Annotated in this window: 20 protein-coding genes; 12 read left to right on the top strand and 8 right to left on the bottom strand. The window is 70.8% G+C overall.

Annotated elements, in window-relative coordinates; translation table 11 throughout:
• Positions 1-96: 96 nt before the first annotated feature.
• The 4 genes from ABZ027_RS02855 to ABZ027_RS02840 all read left to right on the top strand — a co-directional run bounded on the left by ABZ027_RS02855 (position 97) and on the right by ABZ027_RS02840 (position 3,652).
• The gene (locus ABZ027_RS02855; protein ID WP_356763693.1) at positions 97-1,035 is read left to right on the top strand and encodes a diiron oxygenase; all 939 of its coding nucleotides are present in this window, start codon (positions 97-99) and stop codon (positions 1,033-1,035) included.
• Between the two features lie 76 nt (positions 1,036-1,111).
• Positions 1,112-1,765 (top strand): helix-turn-helix domain-containing protein, encoded by a 654-nt coding sequence (locus ABZ027_RS02850; RefSeq protein WP_356763691.1) that lies wholly within the window; start codon positions 1,112-1,114, stop codon positions 1,763-1,765.
• A 112-nt stretch (positions 1,766-1,877) separates the two neighbouring features.
• Positions 1,878-2,180, top strand: coding sequence for a hypothetical protein (locus ABZ027_RS02845; protein WP_356763689.1), 303 nt, complete (start codon positions 1,878-1,880; stop codon positions 2,178-2,180).
• A gap of 194 nt (positions 2,181-2,374) precedes the next feature.
• Positions 2,375-3,652, top strand: coding sequence for an NlpC/P60 family protein (locus tag ABZ027_RS02840; RefSeq protein ID WP_356763687.1), 1,278 nt, complete (start codon positions 2,375-2,377; stop codon positions 3,650-3,652).
• Here the strand turns inward: ABZ027_RS02840 and ABZ027_RS02835 are convergent.
• Genes ABZ027_RS02835 through ABZ027_RS02815 form a run of 5 tightly spaced genes read right to left on the bottom strand, consistent with a single transcriptional unit; the run spans position 3,649 to position 9,511 of the window.
• Entirely contained in the window at positions 3,649-4,902 is a 1,254-nt protein-coding gene (locus tag ABZ027_RS02835) for a styrene monooxygenase/indole monooxygenase family protein (protein ID WP_356763685.1), read from the bottom strand. The two genes, ABZ027_RS02840 and ABZ027_RS02835, sit on opposite strands and share 4 nt — an antisense overlap.
• A 35-nt stretch (positions 4,903-4,937) precedes the next feature.
• Complete coding sequence (locus ABZ027_RS02830) at positions 4,938-5,579, bottom strand: ATP/GTP-binding protein (protein WP_356763683.1); 642 nt, start codon at positions 5,577-5,579, stop codon at positions 4,938-4,940.
• Positions 5,560-5,982 (bottom strand): DUF742 domain-containing protein, encoded by a 423-nt coding sequence (locus ABZ027_RS02825; protein ID WP_356763681.1) that lies wholly within the window; start codon positions 5,980-5,982, stop codon positions 5,560-5,562. The genes ABZ027_RS02830 and ABZ027_RS02825 overlap by 20 nt, the downstream gene beginning before the upstream one ends.
• Positions 5,979-6,524 (bottom strand): roadblock/LC7 domain-containing protein, encoded by a 546-nt coding sequence (locus ABZ027_RS02820; protein ID WP_356763679.1) that lies wholly within the window; start codon positions 6,522-6,524, stop codon positions 5,979-5,981. Before ABZ027_RS02820 ends, ABZ027_RS02825 begins: the two co-directional genes overlap by 4 nt.
• Positions 6,521-9,511 (bottom strand): nitrate- and nitrite sensing domain-containing protein, encoded by a 2,991-nt coding sequence (locus ABZ027_RS02815; protein ID WP_356763677.1) that lies wholly within the window; start codon positions 9,509-9,511, stop codon positions 6,521-6,523. Before ABZ027_RS02815 ends, ABZ027_RS02820 begins: the two co-directional genes overlap by 4 nt.
• A 387-nt stretch (positions 9,512-9,898) precedes the next feature.
• On the opposite strand from ABZ027_RS02815, the gene ABZ027_RS02810 reads away from it, so the two are divergent.
• On the top strand, positions 9,899-10,687 hold the full coding sequence (locus ABZ027_RS02810) for a hypothetical protein (RefSeq protein WP_356763675.1): 789 nt from the start codon (positions 9,899-9,901) through the stop codon (positions 10,685-10,687).
• A 61-nt stretch (positions 10,688-10,748) separates the two neighbouring features.
• On the opposite strand, the gene ABZ027_RS02805 is transcribed toward ABZ027_RS02810, so the two are convergent.
• The 3 genes from ABZ027_RS02805 to ABZ027_RS02795 all read right to left on the bottom strand — a co-directional run bounded on the left by ABZ027_RS02805 (position 10,749) and on the right by ABZ027_RS02795 (position 14,941).
• Positions 10,749-11,243 (bottom strand): MarR family transcriptional regulator, encoded by a 495-nt coding sequence (locus ABZ027_RS02805; RefSeq protein WP_356763673.1) that lies wholly within the window; start codon positions 11,241-11,243, stop codon positions 10,749-10,751.
• 222 nt (positions 11,244-11,465) lie between these two features.
• Entirely contained in the window at positions 11,466-13,880 is a 2,415-nt protein-coding gene (lon, locus tag ABZ027_RS02800) for an endopeptidase La (protein ID WP_356763671.1), read from the bottom strand.
• A 170-nt stretch (positions 13,881-14,050) separates the two neighbouring features.
• Positions 14,051-14,941 carry a rhomboid-like protein gene (locus tag ABZ027_RS02795; protein ID WP_356763669.1) on the bottom strand — a complete coding sequence of 297 codons (891 nt, stop codon included), beginning with the start codon at positions 14,939-14,941 and terminating at the stop codon, positions 14,051-14,053.
• 144 nt (positions 14,942-15,085) lie between these two features.
• On the opposite strand from ABZ027_RS02795, the gene ABZ027_RS02790 reads away from it, so the two are divergent.
• The 7 genes from ABZ027_RS02790 (at position 15,086) to ABZ027_RS02760 (ending at position 24,328) form a co-directional block, all read left to right on the top strand.
• Positions 15,086-15,763, top strand: coding sequence for a spermidine synthase (locus ABZ027_RS02790; RefSeq protein ID WP_356763667.1), 678 nt, complete (start codon positions 15,086-15,088; stop codon positions 15,761-15,763).
• 124 nt (positions 15,764-15,887) lie between these two features.
• Positions 15,888-16,625, top strand: a complete 738-nt coding sequence (locus ABZ027_RS02785; RefSeq protein WP_356763665.1) for a response regulator transcription factor — start codon at positions 15,888-15,890, stop codon at positions 16,623-16,625.
• Positions 16,622-17,728 carry an ATP-binding protein gene (locus tag ABZ027_RS02780; RefSeq protein ID WP_356763663.1) on the top strand — a complete coding sequence of 369 codons (1,107 nt, stop codon included), beginning with the start codon at positions 16,622-16,624 and terminating at the stop codon, positions 17,726-17,728. Before ABZ027_RS02785 ends, ABZ027_RS02780 begins: the two co-directional genes overlap by 4 nt.
• 281 nt (positions 17,729-18,009) lie before the next feature.
• Entirely contained in the window at positions 18,010-21,819 is a 3,810-nt protein-coding gene (locus ABZ027_RS02775; protein ID WP_356763661.1) for a multifunctional oxoglutarate decarboxylase/oxoglutarate dehydrogenase thiamine pyrophosphate-binding subunit/dihydrolipoyllysine-residue succinyltransferase subunit, read from the top strand.
• An 84-nt stretch (positions 21,820-21,903) separates the two neighbouring features.
• Positions 21,904-22,089, top strand: a complete 186-nt coding sequence (locus ABZ027_RS02770) for a DUF6104 family protein (RefSeq protein ID WP_007266501.1) — start codon at positions 21,904-21,906, stop codon at positions 22,087-22,089.
• Between the two features lie 183 nt (positions 22,090-22,272).
• On the top strand, positions 22,273-23,253 hold the full coding sequence (locus ABZ027_RS02765) for a DUF4097 family beta strand repeat-containing protein (protein WP_356763659.1): 981 nt from the start codon (positions 22,273-22,275) through the stop codon (positions 23,251-23,253).
• 1 nt (position 23,254) lies between these two features.
• Positions 23,255-24,328: a helix-turn-helix transcriptional regulator gene (locus ABZ027_RS02760; protein WP_356763657.1), complete on the top strand. Its 1,074-nt coding sequence runs from the start codon at positions 23,255-23,257 to the stop codon at positions 24,326-24,328.
• The last annotated feature ends 13 nt before the right edge of the window (positions 24,329-24,341 follow it).

Below are 24,341 nucleotides of genomic sequence, written 5' to 3'. Positions count from 1 at the left end.
GGGCCGACACGTCACGCCCAGGGGATTGACGAGCTTGCTGACAGGCAGTCTCATAAGACCCGGACGATGTGACCCCGGGTAACGAGGTGGCCAGCCATGACGACCCTGCCGGAAGCCGACGCGCTCGACGGCCTGCGTGACGCGCTCGGCCTGCTCAAGGACCGGGAGCAGGTGGCCGAGCGGCTGCTCGCCTCTTCCGCCAAGCACTCCTTCGACCCGGACCGGGAGCTCGACTGGGACGCCCCCTTCGAGGAGGGGAAGTGGTTCTGGCCGCCGGAACTGGTGTCGCTGTACGGCACCCCGCTGTGGCGGCGGATGGGCGAGGAGCAGCGGATCCTGCTCTCCCGGCACGAGGCCGCGGCGCTCGCCTCGCTCGGCATCTGGTTCGAGATCATCCTGATGCAACTGCTGGTACGGCACATCTACGACAAGGCGGCGACAAGCGCCCACGTGCGGTACGCGCTCACCGAGATCGAGGACGAGTGCCGGCATTCCAAGATGTTCGCCCGGCTGATCTCGCGGGGCGGCACACCGTGGTACCCGGTGAGCCGGGCCCACCAGCGGCTGGGGCGGTTGTTCAAGACCATCTCCACCACCCCGGGTTCCTTCACCGCCACCCTGCTCGGCGAGGAGGTCCTCGACTGGATGCAGCGGCTGACCTTCCCCGACGAGCGGGTCCAGCCCCTCATCCGGGGCGTGACCCGCATCCACGTGGCGGAGGAGGCGCGCCATGTGCGGTACGCCCGCGAGGAGTTGCGCCGCCAGATGGTGACCGCGCCGAGGTGGTCGCAGGAGTTCACCCGCGTCACGTCCGGCGAGTTCGCACGGGTCTTCTCCGTGGCGTTCGTGAATCCCGCGGTCTACGCGAATGTGGGGCTGGACCCGCGGGAGGCCCTGGCGCAGGTGGGGGCGAGCGGCCACCGCCGGGAGGTCATGCAGACGGGGGCCAAGCGGCTCACCGACTTCCTGGACGACATCGGGGTGCTGCGGGGCGTGGGGCGGCGCCTGTGGCGGTCGTCCGGACTGCTGGCCTAGGAGAACCGTCACTTTGGCCGGGTATTGACCTGTTCGTCAGGGTACTGACGCGGAGTCACCGGTTACGCTGCCCGTCATGACCCCCGCCGCCCCCACCCCCGCCTACCGCCGTCTGAGCGTCGAGGAGCGCCGCAGTCAGCTCCTCGACGCCGCACTGTCCCTCTTCGCCCACCGGGCACCCGAGGAGGTCTCGCTCGACGACGTGGCGGAGGCGGCCGGCGTCTCGCGACCCCTGGTGTACCGGTACTTCCCGGGCGGCAAACAGCAACTCTACGAAGCCGCCCTCAGGTCCGCCGCCGAGGAACTCCGGCAGTGCTTCGACGAGCCCCGCGAGGGCCCGCTCCTCGACCGCCTCGCCCGCGCCCTGGACCGTTACCTCGCCTTCGTCGACCAGCACGACGCCGGCTTCAGCGCCCTGCTCCAGGGCGGCAGCGTGGTCGAGACCTCTCGTACGACCGCGATCGTGGACGGCGTACGACGGGCCGCGGCCGAGCACATCCTCAGCCACCTGCGGGTCACCAATCCGGGCTCCCGGCTGCGGATGACCGTCCGGATGTGGATCACGGCGGTGGAGGCGGCCTCGCTCATCTGGCTGGACGAGGACAAGCAGCCGCCCGCCGGTGAACTGCGGGACTGGCTGGTGGAACAGTTCGTGGCGGTCCTCTCGGTGACCGCGCGCCGGGACCCGCAGACCTCCGCACTGGTCGACGGCCTCCTGGCGGACGGCTGACCGCTACGAGGGGCGGATGACCGACGCCGGTGCGGGGCGGACGGCCGACACTGGTGCGGGTCGGATGGCCGACACTGGTGCGGGTCGGATGGCCGACACTGGTGCGGGTCGGATGGCCGACACTGGTGCCGTGAAGAGCGAAGACACCCCCTTCGAGGGCGGCCCCATGGACGGTCGGGTGCTGCCGGTCCTGCTGGGGCCCACCGGGCATCCGCCCAAGACGTACCGCATCCCCGTCCCGGACGCCGCCGGCGGGCCGCCCACCGTGCTCGTCTACCAGAGGGCCCCGCGCGGCCACAGCAAACGCCTCGGCCTCCCGCGGGGATGGAAGTACGTGTACGACCCCGAGGGGAAGCAGGACAGCAGGCTCAGGTGGCCCTGGTCCAAACCGGAGACCACCGAGCCGGGCACCTGACCCGGCGGCCCGGTCCGGGGGCCGACCAGATGCCGCCCCGGACACCACGCCGGGCGGCAAGCGGTGCGACACCGACGGGTGACCGCGTTGCGCCGAACCGCGCACACCCCGCGCGCGAATCTCCACGACACGTCACATGCTCGCGATGCGGAACCGCGCGGAAGGGCCGCGTACCGCGCACCGGAGGTGATGGCGTGTCAGGAAGGTTTCTGCGTCTCGTATGTACGGCCGCGACGGCGGCGTTGGCGGCCGGAACCGTCCTCGCCCCAATCTCCGCGACAGCCGTACCCGACCCGGCCGCACCGGGCAGCCGCTCCCTGCCCAAGCTGCTGACGGATCTTCAGCGCCTGTACCGGGAGGCGGAGAAGGCCACCGAGACGTACAACGCCACCGAGGAACAGCTGACCAGGCAGCGCGCCCGGACCGAGCGGCTGGAGAACGAGCTCGCCCTGGCCCGGCTCTCCCTGCAGGACAGCCGGGGCGCGGCAGGGCGGCTGGCCCGGCAGCAGTACCAGAGCGTCACCGGCGTCTCTCCGTACGTCCGCCTCCTGCTCGCCCGCGATCCCCAGCACGCCCTCGACCAGGGCCACGTGATCGGCCAGTTGACCCGGGAACGGGCCGAGACGGTGGGCCGCCTGGTCGGCAGCGAGAAGAAGGCCGACGACCTGGCCCGCCGGGCCCGCAAGGCCCTGGACGACCAACTCACCCTCGCCGCCCGCCGGCAGAAGGTCCGCGACGACGTCCACAGACGCCTCAGGAGCGTCGAGGGGCTGCTGTCCTCCCTCACCGCTCAACAGCTCACCGCGCTCGCCGAGTTCGAGAAGAAGGGGGTCGACAAGGCGCAGGGCGAGCTCATGACCTCCGGTGCCCTCAAGGACGACGCCAAGCCGCCGCCGGGCAAGGGCGACCGGGCCGTGCGGTACGCCTTCCGGCAGCTCGGGAAACCGTACGAGTGGGGCGCCGAGGGGCCCGAGTCCTACGACTGCTCGGGCCTGACGTCCGAGGCATGGCGCAGTGTCGGGGTCCCCATCCCGCGCACCAGCCAGGAGCAGTGGGCCCGGCTGCCGAAGATCCCGCTGGACCGACTGCGTCCCGGCGACCTGGTGGTCTACTTCCCCGAGGCCACACACGTGGCGGTGTACGTGGGCAAGGGCCAGGTGGTCCAGGCGCCCCGCCCCGGCACGAAGATCACGATCTCACCCATCGCCTCGAACCCGATCCTCGGCGCCGTACGCCCGGACGCCCCGCAGCGGCCCAGGGGTGACAAGATCCCGTCCGATCACCACCCACAGCCGAAGGGCAACAAGAACCCGCCCGATCACCACCCACGGCCGAAGGGCGACTCACGGCCGAAGGGCGACAAGAACCCGCCCGATCACCACCCACGGCCAAAGGGCGACTCACGGCCGAAGGGCGACAAGAACCTGCCCAATCACCACCCACGGCCGAAGGGCAACAAGAACCCGTCCTAGGACCCGACCACCGACGCCAGGTACGCCTCGGTCTTCTGCGGCTCGTAGAAGAAGTTCTCGAAGTCCGCCGGATCGTTGAAGCCGTTGGCGAACCGGTCGGCGACCGGCGGCAGCTGGCCCGCGGCGCCGATCAGGTTCAGGATGTGCTCCGGCGGCGGGGCCAGCATGGCGTTGGTCCACTTGGTCACGTGCTGGGCCGTCTGCCAGTAGCGGTCGAAGGTGCTCCGCATCCAGATCTCGTCGAACTCCTTCTCCCCGTGTTCGAGGATGGACGCGAGGTACGCGGCGGCGCACTTGGACGCCGAGTTGGAGCCCTGTCCGGTGATCGGGTCGTTGGCGACGACCACATCGGCGACGCCGAGGACCAGGCCGCCGCCGGGGAGCCGGCCGACCGGGTTGCGGACGGTGGGCGCGTACCGGCCGGCCAGCGTGCCGCCGGCGTCGGTCAGTTCGACCTTCGTGGCCCGCGCGTACTCCCACGGGACGAACTTCTCCATGAGTTCCAGGGTCAGGGAGAGGTGCTCCGCCGGGTCCTTGACGCCCTTGAAGACGTCCAGCGGGCCGCCGGGCACGCCCTCCCAGAAGAGGATGTCCGCCCGGCCGGAGGTGGTGAGTGTCGGCATGACGAACAGCTCGCCGACCCCGGGGACCAGGTTGCAGCGGACCGCGTCGTAGTCGGGGTGCTCGGGACGCGGCCCCAGCCCGTGGACGTACGCCACCGCGAGGGCCCGCTGCGGTTCGCTGTAGGGAGAGCGTTCCGGATCCCGGCCGAACATCTGCACGAGCTCGCCCTTGCCCGCCGACACCAGCACCAGGTCGTAGGTGCGGGCGAAGTAGTCGAGGTCGCCGACCGCCGCGCCGTGGATGACCAGCTGGCCGCCGCGCTGAGCGAACGTCTCCATCCAGCCGGCCATCTTCACCCGCTGGTCGACCGACTGCGCGTAACCGTCGAGCCTGCCCACCCAGTCGATCGCCCGCTGGGTCGGGCCCGGGTCGTGGGATCCGGGGGCCGCCACCGAGACGCCGAGTCCCTCGATCTTCGGGGCCTGGGACTCCCAGAAGTTCAGCTGGAGATCCCGCTCGTGCTCGAGTGCCGTGTGGAACATGCACTGCGTCGACATGACCCGGCCGGAACGGATCTCGTCCGCCGTCCGGTTGGACATCAGGGTGACCTCGTACCCGTGCGACTGGAGTCCGAGGGCGAGCTGGAGACCGGACTGGCCGGCTCCGACGACGAGTATCTTCCGCATGCGGGTGCTGGCTCCTTACGGGGACGTGCTCAGGACTACTCGGGGGTCTCGTCCAGCGCGTGGCCGACGAGGGACAGCAGGGTCTCGATCACCGAGATCCTGCGCCGAGCGTCCATGATCATGACAGGTATGTGTGGAGGGATCGTGAGCGCCTCGCGTACATCGTCAGGCTCGAACAGCTCGCTGTGGTCGAAGTGGTTGACCGCGACGACGTACGGAACCCCGCAGCTCTCGAAGTAGTCCAGCGCCGGGAAGCAGTCCTTCAGACGGCGGGTGTCGGCCATCACGACCGCGCCGATCGCGCCACGCACCAGGTCGTCCCACATGAACCAGAAGCGCTGCTGGCCGGGCGTGCCGAACAGGTAGAGCACCAGGTCGTCGTCGAGGGTGAGGCGGCCGAAGTCCATGGCCACGGTGGTGGTCAGTTTGTCGGGCGTGGCGGTGAGGTCGTCGTGCTCCTCGCTCGCCTGGGTCATCAACGCCTCGGTCTGCAGGGGCGTGATCTCCGAGACGGCGGTGACCAGGGTGGTCTTGCCGACGCCGAAGCCGCCCGCCACCACGATCTTCGTCGCGATGGGGGCCCGGGTACGGTCCGTCTGCCAGGACCTCAGGTCCTCCTCGGCCTCGACGAACGGGGAGACGACGCTTCGAGCGGCGTCAGAGGCGACGGAGTCCACCCAGCACCCTTTCCAGCAGCACACGGTCCGGCCGGCCGGTGCCGTGACCGGTCCCGGTTCCGTACACACGGATCTTTCCCTGGTCCGCGAGGTCGCTCAGCAGCACCCGGACCACGCCGAGCGGCATCTTCAGCAACGCGGCGATCTCGGCCACCGTGCGCATCCGGCGGCACAGTTCGACGATGGCCCGCATCTCCGGCATGACCCGGGGGTTGAGCGAACCGTTCGTCAGTTCCTTGCGCTCCTCGGGCGCTTCGAGCGCCGCGACGAACGTCTCCACCAGGAGGACGTGTCCGAAGCGGGTCCGGCCGCCGGTGAGCGAGTACGGGCGCACCCGGGCGGGCTTGCGGTCGGCGCCGCGGACGGGGAGCCCCTTCGGGGTACTGCTCGGTGTGCCGCTCATCGGGCGCTCCCCGTCGACGTCGAGTCGTTCTCCAGGGTCTGTCGTAGCTCGCTGCGCAGTTCGGGCGTCAGGACATGCCCGGCGCGGCCGACGAACAGTGCCATGTGGTACGCCACGACACTCATGTCGCACTCCGCGGAGCCGTGCACGCCGAGCAGTGAGCCGTCGCTGATCGACATCACGAACAGGCTGCCCTCGTCCATCGCGACCATGGTGTGCTTCACCTGGCCGGATCCCATCAGCCGGGCGGCGCCGACGGTGAGGCTGCCGATGCCGGAGACGATGGTGGCGAGGTCGGCGGCGGAGCCACGCGGCCCGGAGGGCGTCTGCGCACGGGCCTCCCGGACCGGGAGACCGTGGGTCCCCCCGCGCGGGCCGGGCCGGGTCGGGGGCAGGACGGGGTCGGTGGACAGCAGGAGCAGTCCGTCGGAGGAGACGACCGCCACCGACTGGATGCCGGGCACCTCCTCGACGAGATTGGTCAGCAGGAAGTGAAGATTGCGGGCCTCACGGCTCAGTCCGAAGGTACTGGGCGCGGTCAACTGCTTGCCTCCTCGACGGTGCCCCCCGTGGCTTCTTCGGCTTGTGCGGGTCCTGCGGTTCCCCCGGCCGGCGCTTGGTGCCGTCCCGTCCCCTCGGCGATCTCCGCCTCCACCTCGCGGTAGCCGGCCTCCGCCCCCCGGCGGAAGCCGCCCAAGCGGCGGCGGAGTGCTTCGGCGTCGACGGATCCGCCGCGTTGACGCGGGGCCGTGGCCGGGGCGGTGATCTTCGGGGTGCGCTTGGGGAGGCCCTTGTCGGTGACCAGCTCCTCCGTAGCGCCCGGGGCGTCCGGCGCGTCCGGGGTGCGGTCGTGGCTCGGCTCCGCCTCGGCTTCGCGTGCGGTCGGTCCGGTCGCGTACGCACGGTCGGCGCGGACGTCGTTCTCGGCCGGGAGCGGTCCCGGTTGGACAGCCTCGCCGTCACCGGGCGCCGGCTCGAAGGTCTCGGGTGCGGAAGTCTCTGGTGCGGAAGTCTCGGCTTCGCGGGTCCCTGATTCACGGACCCCTGATTCGGGGGCCTCGGCTTCGGGGGCTCCGGGTTCCGCCTGCGCGGGTATCGGAACCAGAAGTTCCATGGTGGTCTCGGCCGGGGTCTCGGGAGCCACCGGGTGCTCCTCCGGGCCCGTCCGCGCGTGCCGTACGGCGTCCTCCGCGAGGGCGACCAGCGGGTCCTCGGCCTTGGAACGGCCGCTGAGGACGTTGGAGTTGACCTCGGCGTCCGCGCCCGGCAGGGAGAAGCTGTGGGTGCCGCCCACGACCGGCGCCGACGACGCCGTCGGGACGGCGGCGGACGGCGCGGGAGCCAGCAGGCTCTTCGGCAGGACGACGACCGCGGCGACCCCGCCCTGCTTCTGCTCGCGCAACCGCACCCGCACACCGTGCCGGTGGGCGAGCCGGGCCACCACGTACAGGCCCAGCCCGAGCCCCTCCTCGCCGCCCTGCTCGGACGACGCGGGCGACTCGGACGATCCGGGCGAGCCGTAGGAGTCGTAGGAGGTCTCGGGGGTGAAGTCGGCGAGGCGGGCGTTGAGGCCGGCCAGGCGGTCGGCGGTCATGCCGATGCCCTCGTCCTGGACGGAGAGCATGACCTCGCCGTTCTCCAGGAGCCAGCCGGAGACCTCGACGGGCAGGTCGGGCGGGGAGAACGAGGTGGCGTTCTCCATGAGTTCGGCCAGCAGGTGGGAGAGGTCGTCCGCGGCGAACCCGGCCAGGTGCGCGTGCGGCGGGAGCGCGGCGATACGGACCCGTTCGTACCGCTCGATCTCGCTGACCGCCGCGCGGACCACGTCGACCAGTGGAACCGGACCGGCGCTCTGCTGGACGTGTTCGGTGCCGGCGAGGACGAGGAGGTTCTCGCTGTGCCGGCGCATGACGGTGGCGAAGTGGTCGAGCTTGAAGAGCGTGGCCAGCCGCTCCGGATCCTGCTCGCGCTCCTCCAGGCCCTCGATGACGGCGAGTTGCCGCTCGACCAGGCCCAGGGTACGGAGCGCGAGGTTCACGAAGGTGGCGGAGATGTTGGTGCGGGTCCGCTCCAACTGGGCGGCGGATTCGGCGAGTTCCGCCTTGAGTTGCTCGCGGGCGTCGGCCATCCGCTGCCGCTGGCCGACCAGGTGCTTGCGGTCCGCCTCCAGGGTCATGACCCGCTCACCGAGGGCGGCGGCGTGTGCGTGCAGGGCGTTGACGGAGCGGACGACCTGGGCGAACTCGTCGTTGCGGCCGGTGAAGGCGACCGGTTCCTCGGCGCTCGGGTTCTCCGCCTGGGCGAGCCGGGCGGAGCCGCGGCGCAGCACGGAGAGCGGCTGGGTGAGGGTGCGGGCCATCGCGGTGGCGATGCCGACGGCCAGCAGCATCAGCGTGCCGAGGAGGGCGATCCGGATCTCCAGCGCGGTGACATCGTCGTCGCGCAGCTGGGCGAGTTCCTTGACCCGGCGGTCGTAGAGGGCGGACTCCGCGCCGCGCATCGCGTCGATCCGGGCGGAGAGCGCGGCCTGGACCTTGCCGGCGCTGGTGCCGAGCTCCTTGTCGGCGAGGGACGGCTGGTCGGTGAGGGTCGCCAGGTACTTCTCGGCGGAGTTGACCTCGGGGCCGGTGACCGTGGAGTCGTAGCTCGCCTTGGCCGCCGCGGGCGCGGAGTCCTGGAAGTCGGCGAGGGCGGCGTCGGAACGCACCCGGGCCTGCTGGGCGGCGGCGCTGAGGGCGTCGCGCAGCTTGGTGTCGGCGGCCGAGGAGGTGGGCCGCGTGGTCGGCAGGCCTGTGGCGGGGTCGATGACGTTCGGTGTCGTCGTCGGCACGTTCAGGGCGGCCAGCAGCAGACCTCGGGTCGCGGCGGCCTGTTGGACGGCGGTGTCCAGCTCGGCGAGCGCGTGGGCTCCGGCGCCCGCGCTGGGCGGCATCCCGTCGGCCAGCTGCTCGGCGAGCCGGTGCAGGTCGGTGACGGTGGCGGAGTAGGCCTGGTGCGCTTCCAGCGCGCCGCTCTTGCCGGTGAGGGCCGCCCTGCGGACGGCGTCGATGGTGTCGAGGTCCTTGCGGACGGCGGCGGGGGTGTCCGGGTCGGCGCGCAGTTCCTCGACCTGCCGGTCGACCCGGGCGCTCTGCTGCTCGCTGGGCGCCTTGGACTTGGGGCGGCCGGCCGCGATGTAGGGAGTGACCTCGTCGCGTTCGTCGGCGAGCGAGTGGGCGAGGGTGAGCGCGTCCTGGGTCTGCTCGGCGAGGGTCACCAGGTCCTGGGAGTCACTGAGCTGCCCGGAGGCGGTGACCAGGGAGGGGACTCCGGCTCCGGCGATGGCAGCGGCCACGACGGTGACGGCGAGAATGAGCCGCGTGCGCACATGAGTGGGGCGGCCCTTGCCGACGGGCGCGGCGGAGGGGTTGCCGGGTATGCCGGGGGGCGGGGTTCCCGGCGTGCCGGGGGCGGGCGTGCCGGGTGTGTGGTCCACGCCTTTGCCGGAGGCCGCCTGCTTGCCCGTACGACGAGGCCGCGTCTTCTGCACCGGTGCTCGCATTCCTGACTCGTGAATACCCATGGCCCGGGCGATGGCCCATCAGCCCACCTATCGGGGCCAACTGGTGCATACGCCAGGCGCGGTTCCCGACCCTCCCAGTGCCGGTGGGCGACGGTCGCGCATCGCCTGACCCGCCACCCGAAGGAGTGAACATCGGACGGGAGTTGGCGGGCAAGTTTCTCTGGCCCTTGCAGCGGTCTCGGGCGGCGGGCCGGTTGGACGTCCACGGCGGGCGGTGGCAATATTCGCCGACACACCTTCCCGGAGTCAGTTATTCCACCCCAAATCAGACGTCTGACCTGCACGGCTGCGTGAAATCGGGAACTGATGTCAGCCTTCTGCACACCTTGTGGAGTGCTCGTGCAGACTGGCCGAATGCGTACGGAACTTGTTTCGGAGCCCGGCGACCGGGTCCGCGCCAACGAGGACTTCGCGAGCGTCGCGCTACCGGCTTCCGGGCTGGGCGGCGCGCTCGTGGCCCTGGACGGGGTGACACCGCCGAACGGCGCCACGGGCTGTCTGCATTCCGTCCCCTGGTTCACCGCGCGACTCGGCGGGGCCCTGACCGAACTGACCGTTTCCTGCCGGAATCTTCCGCTGCCGGAGATTCTCTCCCGAGCGATTCTGCGAACAAGCGGGGCCCATCAATCCACTTGTGACCTTTCTCACCCGCGTACCCCGCAGGCCACGGTGGTTCTGGCCCGCTGGTCGTCGGAGACGGTCGAGTACCTGGTCCTCTCGGACTCGGCACTCCTGCTGGAGTCCCCCGACGGCACGGTGACCCCCCACCTGGACGACCGTCTGGCACTCCTGCCCCGCTCCGCCCTCGCCACGGACGCGCTGATCGACGCCACGATCCGCAACAAGGAGGGCGGCTTCTTCACGGCGGCGGCGGATCCGACGGTGGCGGCGCGCGCGGTGACCGGGGCCGTGGCGCGCGAGGACGTCCGTGCCCTGGCCGCCCTGACGGACGGTGCGACCCGCTGGGTGGAGAAGTTCCAAGAAGGCGACTGGACCGACTGCTTCACCTACGTCCGCAAGGAGGGGGCGCAGGCGTTGGTGGACCGGGTACGGGAGTTGGAGCGGGCGGACGCCCGGGAGCGGACGCATCTGGGCCGCAGCAAGACGCACGACGACGCGACCGTGGTGTACGTGGAGCTCTGAGGGGACCGGCCCACCGGACGCGGGTGCCGACGCGGGTGCCGACCGGCCCCGTGGACCTGACCTACTTCTCCATGCCCCGGTTCAACTGGTTGAGCAGGCGCGCCAGTTCCGCGACCTCGCGCGAGTCCCAGTCCTCCAGACGACCGGCGTACCGCGCCCGCCGCGCCTCACGCACCCTGGTCACCCGGTCGTGGCCCTCCTGGGTGAGGGCGATCAGCCAGGCGCGGCCGTCGGCCGGGTCCGGTTCCCGGGCCACCAGGCCGAGTTCCTCCAGCGCCCGCAGCTGACGGGACATGGTGGCCTTGCCGACCCCGATGTACCCGGCGAGCGCGGTGGCCCGCTGACCTCCGCATTCGTCCAGCCGGACGAGGAGGCCGTACGCCGCGGACTCCAGGTCCGGGTGGACCTCGCGGGCCATCTCGCCCTGGTTGGCACGGGCGCGCCGCAGCAGAACGGTCAGTTCGCGTTCCAGCGCGAGGAACGCGGGCTGGTCCACACCGCTCGCGGGGACGTCGGATTCGACTTGGCGTCCGTCGCCGTTCCCGTCTTCGTGCACGTCAGCCCCTGCCTCGGTTTCCCGATCCTGAAAAGTTTCCGCCGAGCGCCGTGGTCGCCGCGGCCCCGCCAGTATTTCGCAGGGCCGGACCAACGGTGGCCTTCGCCCCACCTGCGTGGCCTCTTCGTCCGGCCGAGGTCGGGCGTGGTACGCGACGCACCCGAGGCGAAGGCCCGGGCCTCCCTCACGGGACCCGGGCCTCCCCTCATCCGACCGCGTCCGTCACGCCGCGACCGGAACCTCCGACGCGGCCCCGTTGGTCGCGGGGGCCAGCGCCAGCTCCAGGACCTGGCGGACGTCCGTGACGGCGTGGACGTCGAGCTTGTCCAGCACCTCCGCCGGGACGTCGTCCAGGTCGGGCTCGTTGCGCTTGGGGATGACGACCGTGGTGACACCCGCCCGGTGCGCGGCGAGCAGCTTCTGCTTCACCCCGCCGATGGGCAGTACCCGGCCGGTCAGCGAGACCTCGCCGGTCATCGCGACGTCCGTACGGACCAGACGGCCGCTCAGCAGCGACGCCAGCGCCGTCGTCATCGTGACACCGGCGCTCGGCCCGTCCTTCGGCACCGCGCCCGCCGGGAAGTGGATGTGCACGCCGCGGTCCTTCAGGTCCGCGACCGGCAGCTCCAGTTCGGCTCCGTGCGAGCGCAGGAAGCTCAGCGCGATCTGCGCCGACTCCTTCATGACGTCGCCCAGCTGGCCCGTCAGCGTCAGGCCCGCCGCGCCGGTCTCCGGATCGGCCAGCGACGCCTCGACGTACAGCACGTCACCGCCCGCTCCGGTGACCGCGAGCCCCGTCGCCACACCCGGCACGGCGGTCCGCCGCTCCGCCGGGTCCTGGGCGGACTCCGGCACATGGTGCGGCCGGCCGATCAGCGCGCGCAGGTCCTCGTCCGTGACGGTGAACGGCAGTTCCCGCTCGCCCAGTTCGTGCTGGGCCGCGACCTTGCGCAGCAGCCGCGCGACGGAGCGCTCAAGGGTTCGCACCCCGGCCTCGCGGGTGTACTCGCCGGCCAGCTTGCGCAGCGCGCCCTCGTCGAGGGTGACCTCGTCCTTGTTGAGGCCGGCCCGCTCCAGCTGGCGGGGCAGCAGGTGGTCACGCGCGATGACGATCTTCTCGTCCTCGGTGTAGCCGTCCAGCCGGACCAGTTCCATGCGGTCGAGCAGCGCCTCCGGGATGGCTTCCAGCACGTTGGCCGTGGCCAGGAAGACGACGTCCGACAGGTCGAGTTCGACCTCCAGGTAGTGGTCCCGGAAGGTGTGGTTCTGCGCCGGGTCGAGGACCTCCAGCAGAGCCGCGGCCGGGTCGCCCCGGAAGTCGGACCCCACCTTGTCGATCTCGTCCAGCAGGACCACCGGGTTCATCGACCCGGCCTCCTTGATCGCGCGCACGATCCGGCCGGGCAGCGCGCCGACGTAGGTACGCCGGTGGCCGCGGATCTCCGCCTCGTCCCGCACCCCGCCGAGCGCGACCCGCACGAACTTGCGCCCCATGGCGTGCGCGACGGACTCGCCCAGCGAGGTCTTGCCGACACCGGGCGGGCCGACGAGCGCGAGCACGGCACCGCCGCGCCGCCCGCCGATGACACCGAGGCCCCGGTCGCTACGGCGCTTGCGCACCGCCAGGTACTCGGTGATCCGCTCCTTCACGTCCGCCAGCCCGGAGTGCTCGGCGTCCAGCACCGCCTTGGCGCCCTGGATGTCGTACACGTCCTCGGTCCGCTCGTTCCACGGCAGTTCGAGGACGGTGTCGAGCCAGGTCCGGATCCATGAGCCCTCGGGCGACTGGTCGCTGGACCGCTCCAGCTTGTCGACCTCCTTGAGGGCGGCCTCGCGGACCTTCTCGGGCAGGTCGGCGGCCTCGACCCGGGTCCGGTAGTCGTCGGACTCCTCGCCCTCCGACTCGCCGTTGAGCTCGCGCAGCTCCTTGCGTACGGCTTCCAGCTGGCGGCGGAGCAGGAACTCCCGCTGCTGCTTGTCGACGCCCTCCTGGACGTCCTTGGCGATGGTCTCGGCGACGTCCTGCTCGGCGAGGTGGTCGCGCAGTTGCCGTACCGCCAGCTTCAGGCGGTCCACCGGGTCCGCGTTCTCGAGAAGCTCCACCTTCTGCTCGGTGGTCAGGAAGGGCGAGTAACCGGAGTTGTCCGCCAGGGCCGACACGTCGTCGATGGCCTGCACCCGGTCCACGACCTGCCAGGCACCCCGCTTGCGCAGCCACGCCGTGGCGAGTGCCTTGTACTCCTTGACCAGTTCGGTGACGTGACCGGGCAGCGGCTCGGGCACGGTCTCGTCGATGCGGACGCCCTCGACCCAGAGGGCGGCACCGGGGCCCGTGGTCCCCGCGCCGATCCGCACCCGGCCCCGGCCGCGGATCAGCGCGCCCGGGTCACCGTCGGCGAGCCGGCCGACCTGCTCGATCGTGCCGAGCACACCGGTACTCGCGTATGTCCCGTCGATGCGCGGCACCAGCAGGACCCGGGGCTTGCCGGGCTCCGAGCGGGCGGCGGCCTGGGCGGCCTCCACGGCGGCGCGTACATCGGCGTCGTTCAGGTCCAGCGGAACCACCATGCCGGGCAGCACGACCTCGCCGTCGAGCGGCAGCACAGGCAGAGTGAGCGGTGTAGACGTCGAAGCCATGATCTCCCCTTCGGCATTCAAGTTGAGCTATGCCGACTCAATGCACATGAGCGCTTGAATGTTCCCCACGGGGCGTTCGCTGTCAGCGATCACGGTCGGGGAGGCGGAAACGGCCCGTCCCTCGACCCAACAGCCGGACGGTCCGAAAGATGCCCGGGGGTATCGGGGAGTTACCGGACGGTCGTGCCCTGGTGGGCCCGGCGAGCGCGCCGCGTCACCGGCCAGGTGGCCACGCCGATCCCCAGCGAGATCAGGTGCCCCCAGTTGGTCATGGGGTCCGTGAACGCGATCAGGTCCTGCACCACCATGCCCCCGAAGGCGGCCAGCAGGGGCCAGCGCAGCCAGGGCGTGAGCAGTCCGGCGAGGGCGCCCACGCAGGTGGCGACGCCGAAGCTGACGCCGTAGTCGAGGCGGTGCAAGGAGCTGTCGGGCAGGTGCCCGACCAGGACCGCGAGCCCCACGGTCCCCTCGGTCGCCAGGGTCGCGAGGACATGCCCGAGCAGGAAGACCCCGGCGGTGCGCACGCCACCGATCCGTCGTTCCAGAGCCGTGAGTACGAGCAGGAGACCGATCGCGTACGGCGACAGCATTCCGCCCGCTGTCCACAGCGCGCTGGCCAGCAGTACCGGCACGGGCCACTGCACGAGGTGGGCCACATCGGTGCTGGAGGCCTGGTGCAGGGTGTGCACGACGGCGGGGTCGGCGTACTGCGTGACCAGCGAGGTGACGGCGAGCAGGGCGGCGTACCCGAAGGTGAAGGGCGTCCCGGCGGGCGTGGGGAGCAGCCGCCAGGGGCGCGGGCGCCGGGCGGCCGCGGGGGCGGCGGGCGGGGTCGGTGTGGTGGTCGTGGCTGGGGCGGTCGCGTTCCGCTGCCGCGGCATCGCCTGCAGCAGCCCCGAGGCGTCGGGCAGACCGGCGCCGACGGACGCCTCGGAGGGAGCCTCGTGCGCCACCTCGCACCGCACGCGACCGGGATCGCCGCCAGGCATCTCGCGCGGTGCGCCGCACGGCGAAGGAGCCACATCCGCCGTCGCGTCGGCGGCCGTCACGGTCCGGTCCACGGTGAGGCGCTCCTTCCGTTTCGCCCACCCTTCGCCGTCCCGCACGCCCCTGTCTATGACTGGGGCCACGAAAGCCGCCATTCACAGCGACTTCCCAGGGAAATTCGCGCGCCCCACCCGGCACGGGACTGCCAGGATGGGCCGATGCTCACCCCGAACGACACCCCCGAAGTCCTGGATCGTCGCGAGGGCCCGTACGGCGAGGTCGTGCTGCGCCGCCACGGTGGACTGCTGCAGATCATCGCCAACGGGTGCTTCCTGATGGACACCTCCGACGGCCGCTCGGAGCGGCGGCTGGTCGACACGGCGCTGGAGGCTCTCGACGGACGGGCCGAGCCGAGCGTGCTGATCGGCGGTCTCGGCGTGGGGTTCTCCCTCGCACACGCCGCAGCCGATCCCCGCTGGGGCCGCATCACGGTGGTCGAGCGCGAGGCCGCGGTCGTCGACTGGCATCGCGAGGGACCGTTGTCCGGTTTGTCCTCGCGCGCGCTCGCCGATCCGCGTACCGAGGTTGTGGAAACCGATCTGGTCGCATTCGTCAATGAGACATGCGACACATTCGACGCGCTGTGCCTCGACATCGACAACGGGCCCGACTGGACGGTCACCGAGGGCAACCACGGCCTCTACTCACCAGCCGGACTCACCAGCTGCGCAAGGGTGTTGAGGCCAGGAGGGGTGCTGGCGGTATGGTCCGCCCAACCCTCTCCGGAATTCGAGGGAACCTTGCGGAATGCCGGGTTCCAACAGGTGCGTACCGAAGAGATCCCGGTTGCCCGGGGCGTTCCGGACGTCGTGCATCTCGCCGTCCGACCTGGATAGCAAAGAAACGGTGACTCCCCGTACTCTGCTTCCCTGACGCCGATCATTCAAGCGTCAAGCGCAGTCATGCGCAGACAAGGGATCACCCCACTGGTTCCGGAATTGCACACCTCAGGGGCGGGCGATGGAGCAGACACACACCTCCCACAACGGCACGGCGGCAACCCAGGGCGCACAGCGCCGGGTCCTGGTCGTCGAGGACGACCCGACGATCGTGGACGCCATCGCGACCCGCCTGCGCGCCGAGGGATTCCTCGTGCAAACGGCGGTCGACGGCCCGTCCGCCGTCGATACGGCCGAGGCCTGGCAGCCCGATCTGCTGATCCTCGACATCATGCTGCCCGGCTTCGACGGTCTGGAGGTCTGCCGTCGTGTGCAGGCCGCCCGTCCGGTGCCGGTGATGATGCTCACCGCGCGCGACGACGAGACCGACATGCTGGTCGGGCTCGGGGTCGGCGCCGACGACTACATGACCAAGCCGTTCTCGATGCGCGAGCTGGCGGCGCGGGTGCACGTGCTGCTGCGCCGGGTCGAGCGGGCCGCGCTGGCCGCCGCCACTCCGCGCAGCGGCATCCTGCGGCTGGGCGAGCTGGAGATCGACCACGCGCAGCGCCGGGTACGGGTGCGCTCCGAGGACGTCCATCTGACGCCGACGGAGTTCGACCTGCTGGTCTGCCTGGCCAACACGCCGCGTGCGGTGCTCTCCCGGGAGCAGCTGCTGGCGGAGGTGTGGGACTGGGCGGACGCCTCCGGCACCCGTACGGTCGACAGCCACATCAAGGCGCTGCGCCGGAAGATCGGCGCCGAGCGGATCCGCACGGTGCACGGCGTGGGTTACGCCCTGGAGACGCCGACGCCATGAGCGAGGGTCCGGCCGGACGGAGAGGTCCCGGGGAGCCCTGGGGCGGCGTACGCCCGTTCTCGATCAAGACGAAGCTGGGCGCGCTGGTCGTCACGTCGGTGCTGATCACCACCGGCCTGTCGATGATCGCGGTGCAGACCAAGACGGAGCTCCGCTTCATCACGGTCTTCTCGATGATCGCCACACTGCTCATTACGCAGTTCGTGGCGCATTCACTCACCGCGCCGCTGGACGAGATGAACGCGGTGGCCCGCTCCATCTCGCACGGCGACTACACCCGCCGGGTGCGGGAGAACCGCCGTGACGAGCTGGGCGACCTGGCCGAGACGATCAACCGCATGGCGGACGAGTTGGAGGCCCAGGAGCGGCAGCGCAAGGAGCTCGTGGCGAATGTCTCGCACGAGTTGCGCACGCCGATCGCGGGCCTGCGGGCGGTCCTGGAGAACATCGTCGACGGTGTGACCCAGGCCGACCCGGAAACCATGCGGACGGCCCTGAAACAGACCGAGCGGCTCGGTCGGCTGGTCGAGACCCTGCTGGACCTGTCCAGGCTGGACAACGGGGTCGTACCGCTGCGCAAGCGGCGTTTCGAGGTGTGGCCGTACCTGTCGGGCGTGCTGAAGGAGGCCAACATGGTCGCCTCGGCGCGGGCCGGCATCGCCTCCGGATCCGGCAGCCACACCCGTACGGACGTGCATCTGCACCTGGACGTGTCCCCGCCGGAGCTGACCGCGCACGCGGACCCGGAGCGGATCCACCAGGTAGTGGCGAATCTCATCGACAACGCGGTCAAGCACAGCCCGCCGCACGGCCGGGTCACGGTGAAGGCGCGGCGCGGGTCCCGCTCCGAGTCCCTGGAGCTGGAGGTGCTCGACGAGGGCCCCGGCATTCCGAGGTCGGAGTGGCACCGGGTCTTCGAGCGGTTCAACCGCGGCAGCGTCAACCGGCCGCACGGACCCGGCAGCGACGGCGGTACCGGGCTCGGCCTGGCGATCGCCCGCTGGGCTGTGGATCTGCACGGCGGACGGATCGGGGTGGCCGAATCCGAGCGGGGCTGCCGGATCCTTGTCACCCTTCCGGGACTTCCCTCTCTGCCAAGTTGACGTAAAGTTCGAGGCGGAGCCACAAGATCCATCGGTGTCCGCCGCGGCGTACACGTGTGATCAGGCACAGGCCCGCGCGTTCGACGCGCCGAGGCCCGGTCGCGTCATCCCTCGCGCAACAGAACCACGTTTTTTTCCCGCCATTTCCAGCCCCGAAACCCGCTGTTCGATGTGACTTACACGACGATGAACGGGCCCGGCCTGACCTTGGCGGTCAAGGGGGCGTAGCCTTTATTCCCGCTGTCCATCACCTTGTGAAGCGGAAGAGGGCGGTTGCCGCCGTGTCGCCACAGTCCCCCAGTAACTCGAGCATCTCGACCGACACCGACCAAGCGGGGAAGAACCCCGCGGCCGCGTTCGGACCCAATGAGTGGCTCGTCGACGAGATCTATCAGCAGTACCTCCAGGACCCGAACTCGGTAGACCGTGCCTGGTGGGACTTCTTCGCCGACTACAAGCCGGGCGCGGCCGCCGCGCCGGCTCCGGCGGGTACTGCGGCCGCGGGGGCCGCAGGGACCACCACCCCGGCCGCGCCTGCCGCCCCGCAGGCGCAGGCGCCCGTACCGGCCCCGGCTGCCGCTCCCGCGCCCGCCGCGAAGCCCGCCGCCGCTGCTCCGGCGCCCGCCAAGGCCGCCGCGCCCGCCGCGCCTGCTCCGGCCCAGGCCGCGAAGCCCGCCGCCGCCAAGCCGGCGGCCAAGGCCGCGCCCGCCGCACCGGCGTCGGGCGGCCCGGAGATGGTGACGCTGCGCGGCCCCGCCGCCGCCGTCGCGAAGAACATGAACGCCTCCCTGGAGCTGCCCACGGCCACGTCCGTGCGCGCGGTCCCGGTGAAGCTGCTCTTCGACAACCGCATCGTCATCAACAACCACCTGAAGCGCGCCCGGGGCGGGAAGATCTCCTTCACGCACCTGATCGGCTACGCGATGGTGCAGGCCATCAAGGCCATGCCGTCGATGAACTGGCACTACGCGGAGAAGGACGGGAAGCCCACCCTCGTCAAGCCGGAGCACGTCACCTTCGGCCTGGCCATCGACCTGGTGAAGCCGAACGGCGACCGCCAGCTCGTCGTCGCCGGCATCAAGAAGGCCGAGACGCTGAACTTCTTCGAGTTCTGGCAGGCCTACGAGGACATCGTCCGCCGCGCCCGCGACGGCAAGCTGACGATGGACGACTTCTCCGGTGTCACGGTCTCCCTGACCAACCCCGGCGGCCTCGGCACCGTCCACTCGGTCCCGCGTCTGATGCCCGGCCAGTCGGTCATCATGGGCGTCGGCTCGATGGACTACCCGGCGGAGTTCCAGGGCACCTCCCAGGACACCCTGAACAAGCTCGGCATCTCGAAGGTCATGACGCTCACGTCGACCTACGACCACCGGGTGATCCAGGGCGCCGCGTCCGGCGAGTTCCTGCGCATCGTCGCCAACCTCCTCCTCGGCGAGGGCGGTTTCTACGACGAGATCTTCGAGGCGCTGCGCATCCCCTACGAGCCGGTCCGCTGGCTCAAGGACATCGACGCCAGCCACGACGACGACGTCACCAAGGCCGCCCGGGTCTTCGAGCTGATCCACTCCTACCGGGTCCGCGGCCACGTCATGGCGGACACCGACCCGCTGGAGTACCGCCAGCGCAAGCACCCCGACCTGGACATCACCGAGCACGGGCTCACCCTGTGGGACCTGGAGCGCGAGTTCGCCGTCGGCGGTTTCGCGGGCAAGTCCCTGATGAAGCTGCGCGACATCCTCGGCGTGCTGCGCGACTCGTACTGCCGCACCACCGGCGTCGAGTTCATGCACATCCAGGACCCGAAGCAGCGCAAGTGGATCCAGGACCGCATCGAGCGCTCGCACACCAAGCCGGAGCGCGAGGAGCAGCTGCGCATCCTGCGCCGCCTGAACGCGGCGGAGGCCTTCGAGACCTTCCTGCAGACCAAGTACGTCGGCCAGAAGCGCTTCTCCCTGGAGGGCGGCGAGTCCGTCATCCCGCTGCTCGACGCGGTCATCGACAGCGCGGCCGAGTCGCGCCTGGACGAGGTCGTCATCGGCATGGCCCACCGCGGCCGCCTCAACGTCCTGGCGAACATCGTCGGCAAGTCGTACGCGCAGATCTTCCGCGAGTTCGAGGGCAACCTCGACCCGAAGTCGATGCACGGCTCCGGCGACGTGAAGTACCACCTGGGCGCCGAGGGCACCTTCACCGGCCTGGACGGTGAGCAGATCAAGGTCTCACTGGCCGCCAACCCCTCGCACCTGGAGGCGGTCGACCCGATCCTCGAGGGCATCGCCCGCGCCAAGCAGGACATCATCAACAAGGGCGGCACGGACTTCACGGTCCTGCCGGTGGCCCTGCACGGCGACGCGGCCTTCGCGGGCCAGGGCGTGGTGGCCGAGACCCTGAACATGTCGCAGCTGCGCGGTTACCGCACCGGCGGCACGGTCCACGTGGTCATCAACAACCAGGTCGGCTTCACCGCGGCCCCCGAGTCCTCGCGTTCCTCCATGTACGCCACGGACGTGGCCCGCATGATCGAGGCCCCGATCTTCCACGTGAACGGCGACGACCCGGAAGCGGTCGTGCGCGTCGCGCGACTGGCCTTCGAGTTCCGCCAGGCGTTCAACAAGGACGTGGTGATCGACCTCATCTGCTACCGCCGCCGCGGTCACAACGAGTCGGACAACCCGGCGTTCACCCAGCCGCTGATGTACGACCTGATCGACAAGAAGCGCTCGGTGCGCAAGCTGTACACCGAGTCCCTGATCGGTCGCGGCGACATCACCCTGGAAGAGGCCGAGCAGGCCCTGCAGGACTACCAGGGCCAGCTGGAGAAGGTCTTCACGGAGGTCCGTGAGGCCACCTCGCAGCCGTCCTCGGTGGAGCCCGCGGACCCGCAGGCCGAGTTCCCGGTGGCGGTCAACACGGCCGTCTCCACGGAGGTCGTCAAGCGGATCGCCGAGTCCCAGGTCAACATCCCCGACAGCATCACCGTCCACCCGCGTCTGCTGCCGCAGCTGCAGCGCCGGGCCACGATGGTCGAGGACGGCACGATCGACTGGGGCATGGGCGAGACGCTGGCCGTCGGTTCCCTCCTCCTGGAGGGTGTCCCGGTCCGGCTGTCCGGTCAGGACTCGCAGCGCGGCACCTTCGGCCAGCGCCACGCGGTGATCATCGACCGGGAGACCGGCGACGAGTTCACGCCGCTGATGTACCTCTCCGAGGACCAGGCGCGCTACAACGTCTACAACTCCCTCCTGTCCGAGTACGCGGTGATGGGCTTCGAGTACGGCTACTCGCTGGCCCGCCCCGACGCGCTCGTCATGTGGGAGGCGCAGTTCGGCGACTTCGTCAACGGCGCGCAGACGGTCGTGGACGAGTTCATCTCGTCGGCGGAGCAGAAGTGGAGCCAGACCAGCGGCGTCACGCTCCTGCTCCCCCACGGCTACGAGGGCCAGGGCCCGGACCACTCGTCCGCCCGCCCGGAGCGGTTCCTCCAGCTGTGCGCGCAGAACAACATGACGGTCGCGATGCCGACGCTCCCGTCGAACTACTTCCACCTCCTGCGGTGGCAGGTGCACAACCCGCACCACAAGCCGCTGGTCGTCTTCACCCCGAAGTCGATGCTGCGTCTGAAGGCCGCCGCGTCGAAGGCGGAGGAGTTCACCACGGGCCAGTTCCGCCCGGTCATCGGCGACGAGTCGGTGGACCCGGCGGCGGTCAAGAAGGTCGTCTTCACCGCGGGCAAGGTCTACTACGACCTGGAGGCCGAGCGGAAGAAGCGCGAGGCCACGGACACGGCGATCATCCGCATCGAGCGCCTGTACCCGCTGCCGGGTGCCGAGCTCCAGGCCGAGATCGCCAAGTACCCGAACGCCGAGAAGTACCTGTGGGCGCAGGAGGAGCCGGCGAACCAGGGTGCCTGGCCGTTCATCGCCCTCAACCTGATCGACCACCTGGACCTCGCGGTCGGCGCGGACGTGCCCCACGGTGAGCGGCTGCGGCGGATCTCCCGTCCGCACGGCTCCTCGCCCGCGGTGGGTTCGGCCAAGCGCCACCAGGCCGAGCAGGAGCAGCTGGTGCGAGAGGTGTTCGAGGCGTAGCCCTCTCCCGCAGGCCGTACGTGACCGGGCCGCACCCTCTTTCGGGGGTGCGGCCCGGCCGTTTCCTCGCAATATCCTTGAGCCATGTACTTCACGGACCGAGGCATCGAAGAGCTGGAGAAGCGGCGCGGCGAGGAGGAGGTCACCTTCGAGTGGCTCGCCGAGCAGTTGCGGACCTTCGTCGACCTGAACCCGGACTTCGAGGTGCCGGTGGAGCGGCTGGCGACGTGGCTGGCTCGGCTGGACGACGAGGACGAGGACGACGAGTAGCGGCGTCGGTGACAGGGCGTGGCTTGGGTGCGGGGCTCCGGATGGGGCCCCGCTTCTTCGTACGGTGTGGCGTGCGGTCCGCTGGAGATCACCGAAATGGGTGTCTTGACTTTCCGTGTCCGCGATATATCGTGAATAGCGAGAGGACGCGATATGGCGCGTTGCGACGGGGAGGTCTGCACCATGCCCGAGTGGTCCGTCACGGAGCCCACCAAGCTCACATTCGACGATCCCGTCACGACCCTTCACGTACGCACCGTCAGTGGAACGGTGAACGTGGTGGGCACGGACGAAGGTTCCGCACGCCTGGAGGTCTCCGAGATCCAGGGGCCTCCCCTGACCGTCACGCTGGACGGCGACACACTCACGGTGGCGTACGAGGATCTGCCGTGGAAGGGCTTCCTCAAGTGGCTCGACCCGAAGGGCCGGCGGCGCAGCGCCGTCGTCTCGCTGGCGGTACCGGCGGACACCCGGGTGGAGGTGGGCGTGGTCGACGCGGGGGCCGTCGTCTCCGGGCTGCGCGGGCCGTCCGTCGTCAAGGGGGTCACCGGCGACACGACCCTCGTGGCACTCTCCGGCCCGGTCCGCGCCGACACGGTGTCCGGGAGCCTGGAGGCACAGGCCGTCACCGGTGACCTCCGCTTCAACTCGGTCTCCGGGGATCTCACGGTCGTCGAGGGCTCCGGCCCGTCCGTGCGCGCCGACTCGGTCAGCGGGTCCATGATCGTCGACCTCGATCCGGACGGCCCCACCGACATCAGACTGACCAGCGTCTCGGGCGAGATCGCCATCCGACTGCCCCAGCCTGCCGACGCGGACGTGCAGGCCAATACCGCCAGCGGCACGATCTCCAACGCCTTCGAGGGCTTGCGGGTGCACGGCCAGTGGGGCGCTCACAAGATCACCGGTCGCCTGGGCGCGGGTACCGGCAAGCTGCGGGCTACGACCGTCTCCGGGTCGATCGCCCTGCTGCGCCGGCCTCCCCGGGAGGACGAGAGCGGGCCCTGGGAGGACGAGAGCGGCACACCTCAGGACGCCGGACCCGCGAGCGGCGCCCCGGCGCAGGGACCGCGGGGCGACTCGGGAGACAATTCCGTTTCCGGCCCGGGCAGCGGCTCGCCGAGCTCCCAGGCCGACGGCACGACCGACAAGAAGGTGCTCTGACATGCCCCCCGTCTTCGCCCATGGCCGCCTCCGCCTCTACCTGCTGAAGCTGCTGGACGAGGCCCCGCGTCACGGCTACGAGGTGATCCGCCTCCTGGAGGAACGCTTCCAGGGTCTGTACGCACCCTCGGCGGGCACCGTGTACCCCCGCCTGGCCAAGCTGGAGGCCGAGGGACTGGTCACCCACACCACCGAGGGCGGCCGCAAGGTGTACGCCATCACGGACGCCGGCCGCGCCGAGCTGGCCGACCGCAGCGGCGAACTGGCCGACCTGGAGCTGGAGATCCGCGAGTCGGTCGCGGAACTCGCCGCCGAGATCCGGGCCGACGTCCGCGGAGCCGCGGGCGACCTGCGGCGGGAGATGCGGGCGGCCGCGTCCGAGGCTCGCAGGGGTTCCGCTTCCCGTGGGGCCGGCGCCCGGGCCGACGGCGGACAGGACGGCCCCTTCGCGGGCTTCAAGGACGACACCGACCACGAGGCGTGGCGTGCGGCCAAGGAGGAGATGCGCCGCGTCAAGCAGGAGTGGAAGGAACAGGCCCGGCGCGCCAAGGACGAGAGCCGGCGGGCCCGTGAGGAGGCCCAGCGTGCCCGCCGCCAGGCCAAGGAGGCGCAGGAGCACGCCCGGACACAGGCCCAGGAGGAGGTACAGCGCATCGCCCGGCGGGTCCAGGAACAGGTGCAGGACCACTTCGCCCGGGGCGACTGGCCGACCGGGGTGCGAGAGGGCCTGAGTGAACTGGCCAAGGAGTTCGGCGAGTTCGGGAAGGACTACGGCAAGGAGTTCGGGAAGGACTTCGGCTTCGGCCGCGGCCCCACCGAGCAGGCGGCACCGGCCCCCGAGTACACGCACACCCCGGAGGACTTCCCCGCCGAGTACGAGCCGTCCTGGGCCCATGAGGACCCCACGGGCGACCCGCCCCGAGACCTGGAGCGCCTGCTCGACCGCTTCCGCGACGACATCCGCGACGCCGCCCGCGACCACGGCGTCACCCCCGACCAACTCCGCGACACCCGCCGCCACCTCTCGACAGCGGCGGCCCACATCGGGGCACTGCTGCGCACACCGAAGCCCTGAAGAACCCGCCGGA

Source organism: Streptomyces sp. NPDC006332 (assembly GCF_040612855.1).
In the GTDB taxonomy this organism is placed as follows: domain Bacteria; phylum Actinomycetota; class Actinomycetes; order Streptomycetales; family Streptomycetaceae; genus Streptomyces.
This window is presented reverse-complemented; position numbering and strand designations above follow the sequence as displayed.

Excerpts from the sequence above, each read along its gene's own strand:
- lon (WP_356763671.1), bottom strand. The coding sequence starts at position 13,880 with ATGGCTTCGACGTCTACACCGCTCACTCTGCCTGTGCTGCCGCTCGAC.
- ABZ027_RS02765 (WP_356763659.1), top strand. The coding sequence starts at position 22,273 with ATGCCCGAGTGGTCCGTCACGGAGCCCACCAAGCTCACATTCGACGAT.
- ABZ027_RS02825 (WP_356763681.1), bottom strand. The coding sequence starts at position 5,982 with ATGAGCGGCACACCGAGCAGTACCCCGAAGGGGCTCCCCGTCCGCGGC.
- ABZ027_RS02810 (WP_356763675.1), top strand. The coding sequence starts at position 9,899 with ATGCGTACGGAACTTGTTTCGGAGCCCGGCGACCGGGTCCGCGCCAAC.
- ABZ027_RS02835 (WP_356763685.1), bottom strand. The coding sequence starts at position 4,902 with ATGCGGAAGATACTCGTCGTCGGAGCCGGCCAGTCCGGTCTCCAGCTC.
- ABZ027_RS02855 (WP_356763693.1), top strand. The coding sequence starts at position 97 with ATGACGACCCTGCCGGAAGCCGACGCGCTCGACGGCCTGCGTGACGCG.
- ABZ027_RS02785 (WP_356763665.1), top strand. The coding sequence starts at position 15,888 with ATGGAGCAGACACACACCTCCCACAACGGCACGGCGGCAACCCAGGGC.
- ABZ027_RS02845 (WP_356763689.1), top strand. The coding sequence starts at position 1,878 with ATGGCCGACACTGGTGCCGTGAAGAGCGAAGACACCCCCTTCGAGGGC.
- ABZ027_RS02780 (WP_356763663.1), top strand. The coding sequence starts at position 16,622 with ATGAGCGAGGGTCCGGCCGGACGGAGAGGTCCCGGGGAGCCCTGGGGC.
- ABZ027_RS02770 (WP_007266501.1), top strand. The coding sequence starts at position 21,904 with ATGTACTTCACGGACCGAGGCATCGAAGAGCTGGAGAAGCGGCGCGGC.
- ABZ027_RS02790 (WP_356763667.1), top strand. The coding sequence starts at position 15,086 with ATGCTCACCCCGAACGACACCCCCGAAGTCCTGGATCGTCGCGAGGGC.
- ABZ027_RS02850 (WP_356763691.1), top strand. The coding sequence starts at position 1,112 with ATGACCCCCGCCGCCCCCACCCCCGCCTACCGCCGTCTGAGCGTCGAG.
- ABZ027_RS02760 (WP_356763657.1), top strand. The coding sequence starts at position 23,255 with ATGCCCCCCGTCTTCGCCCATGGCCGCCTCCGCCTCTACCTGCTGAAG.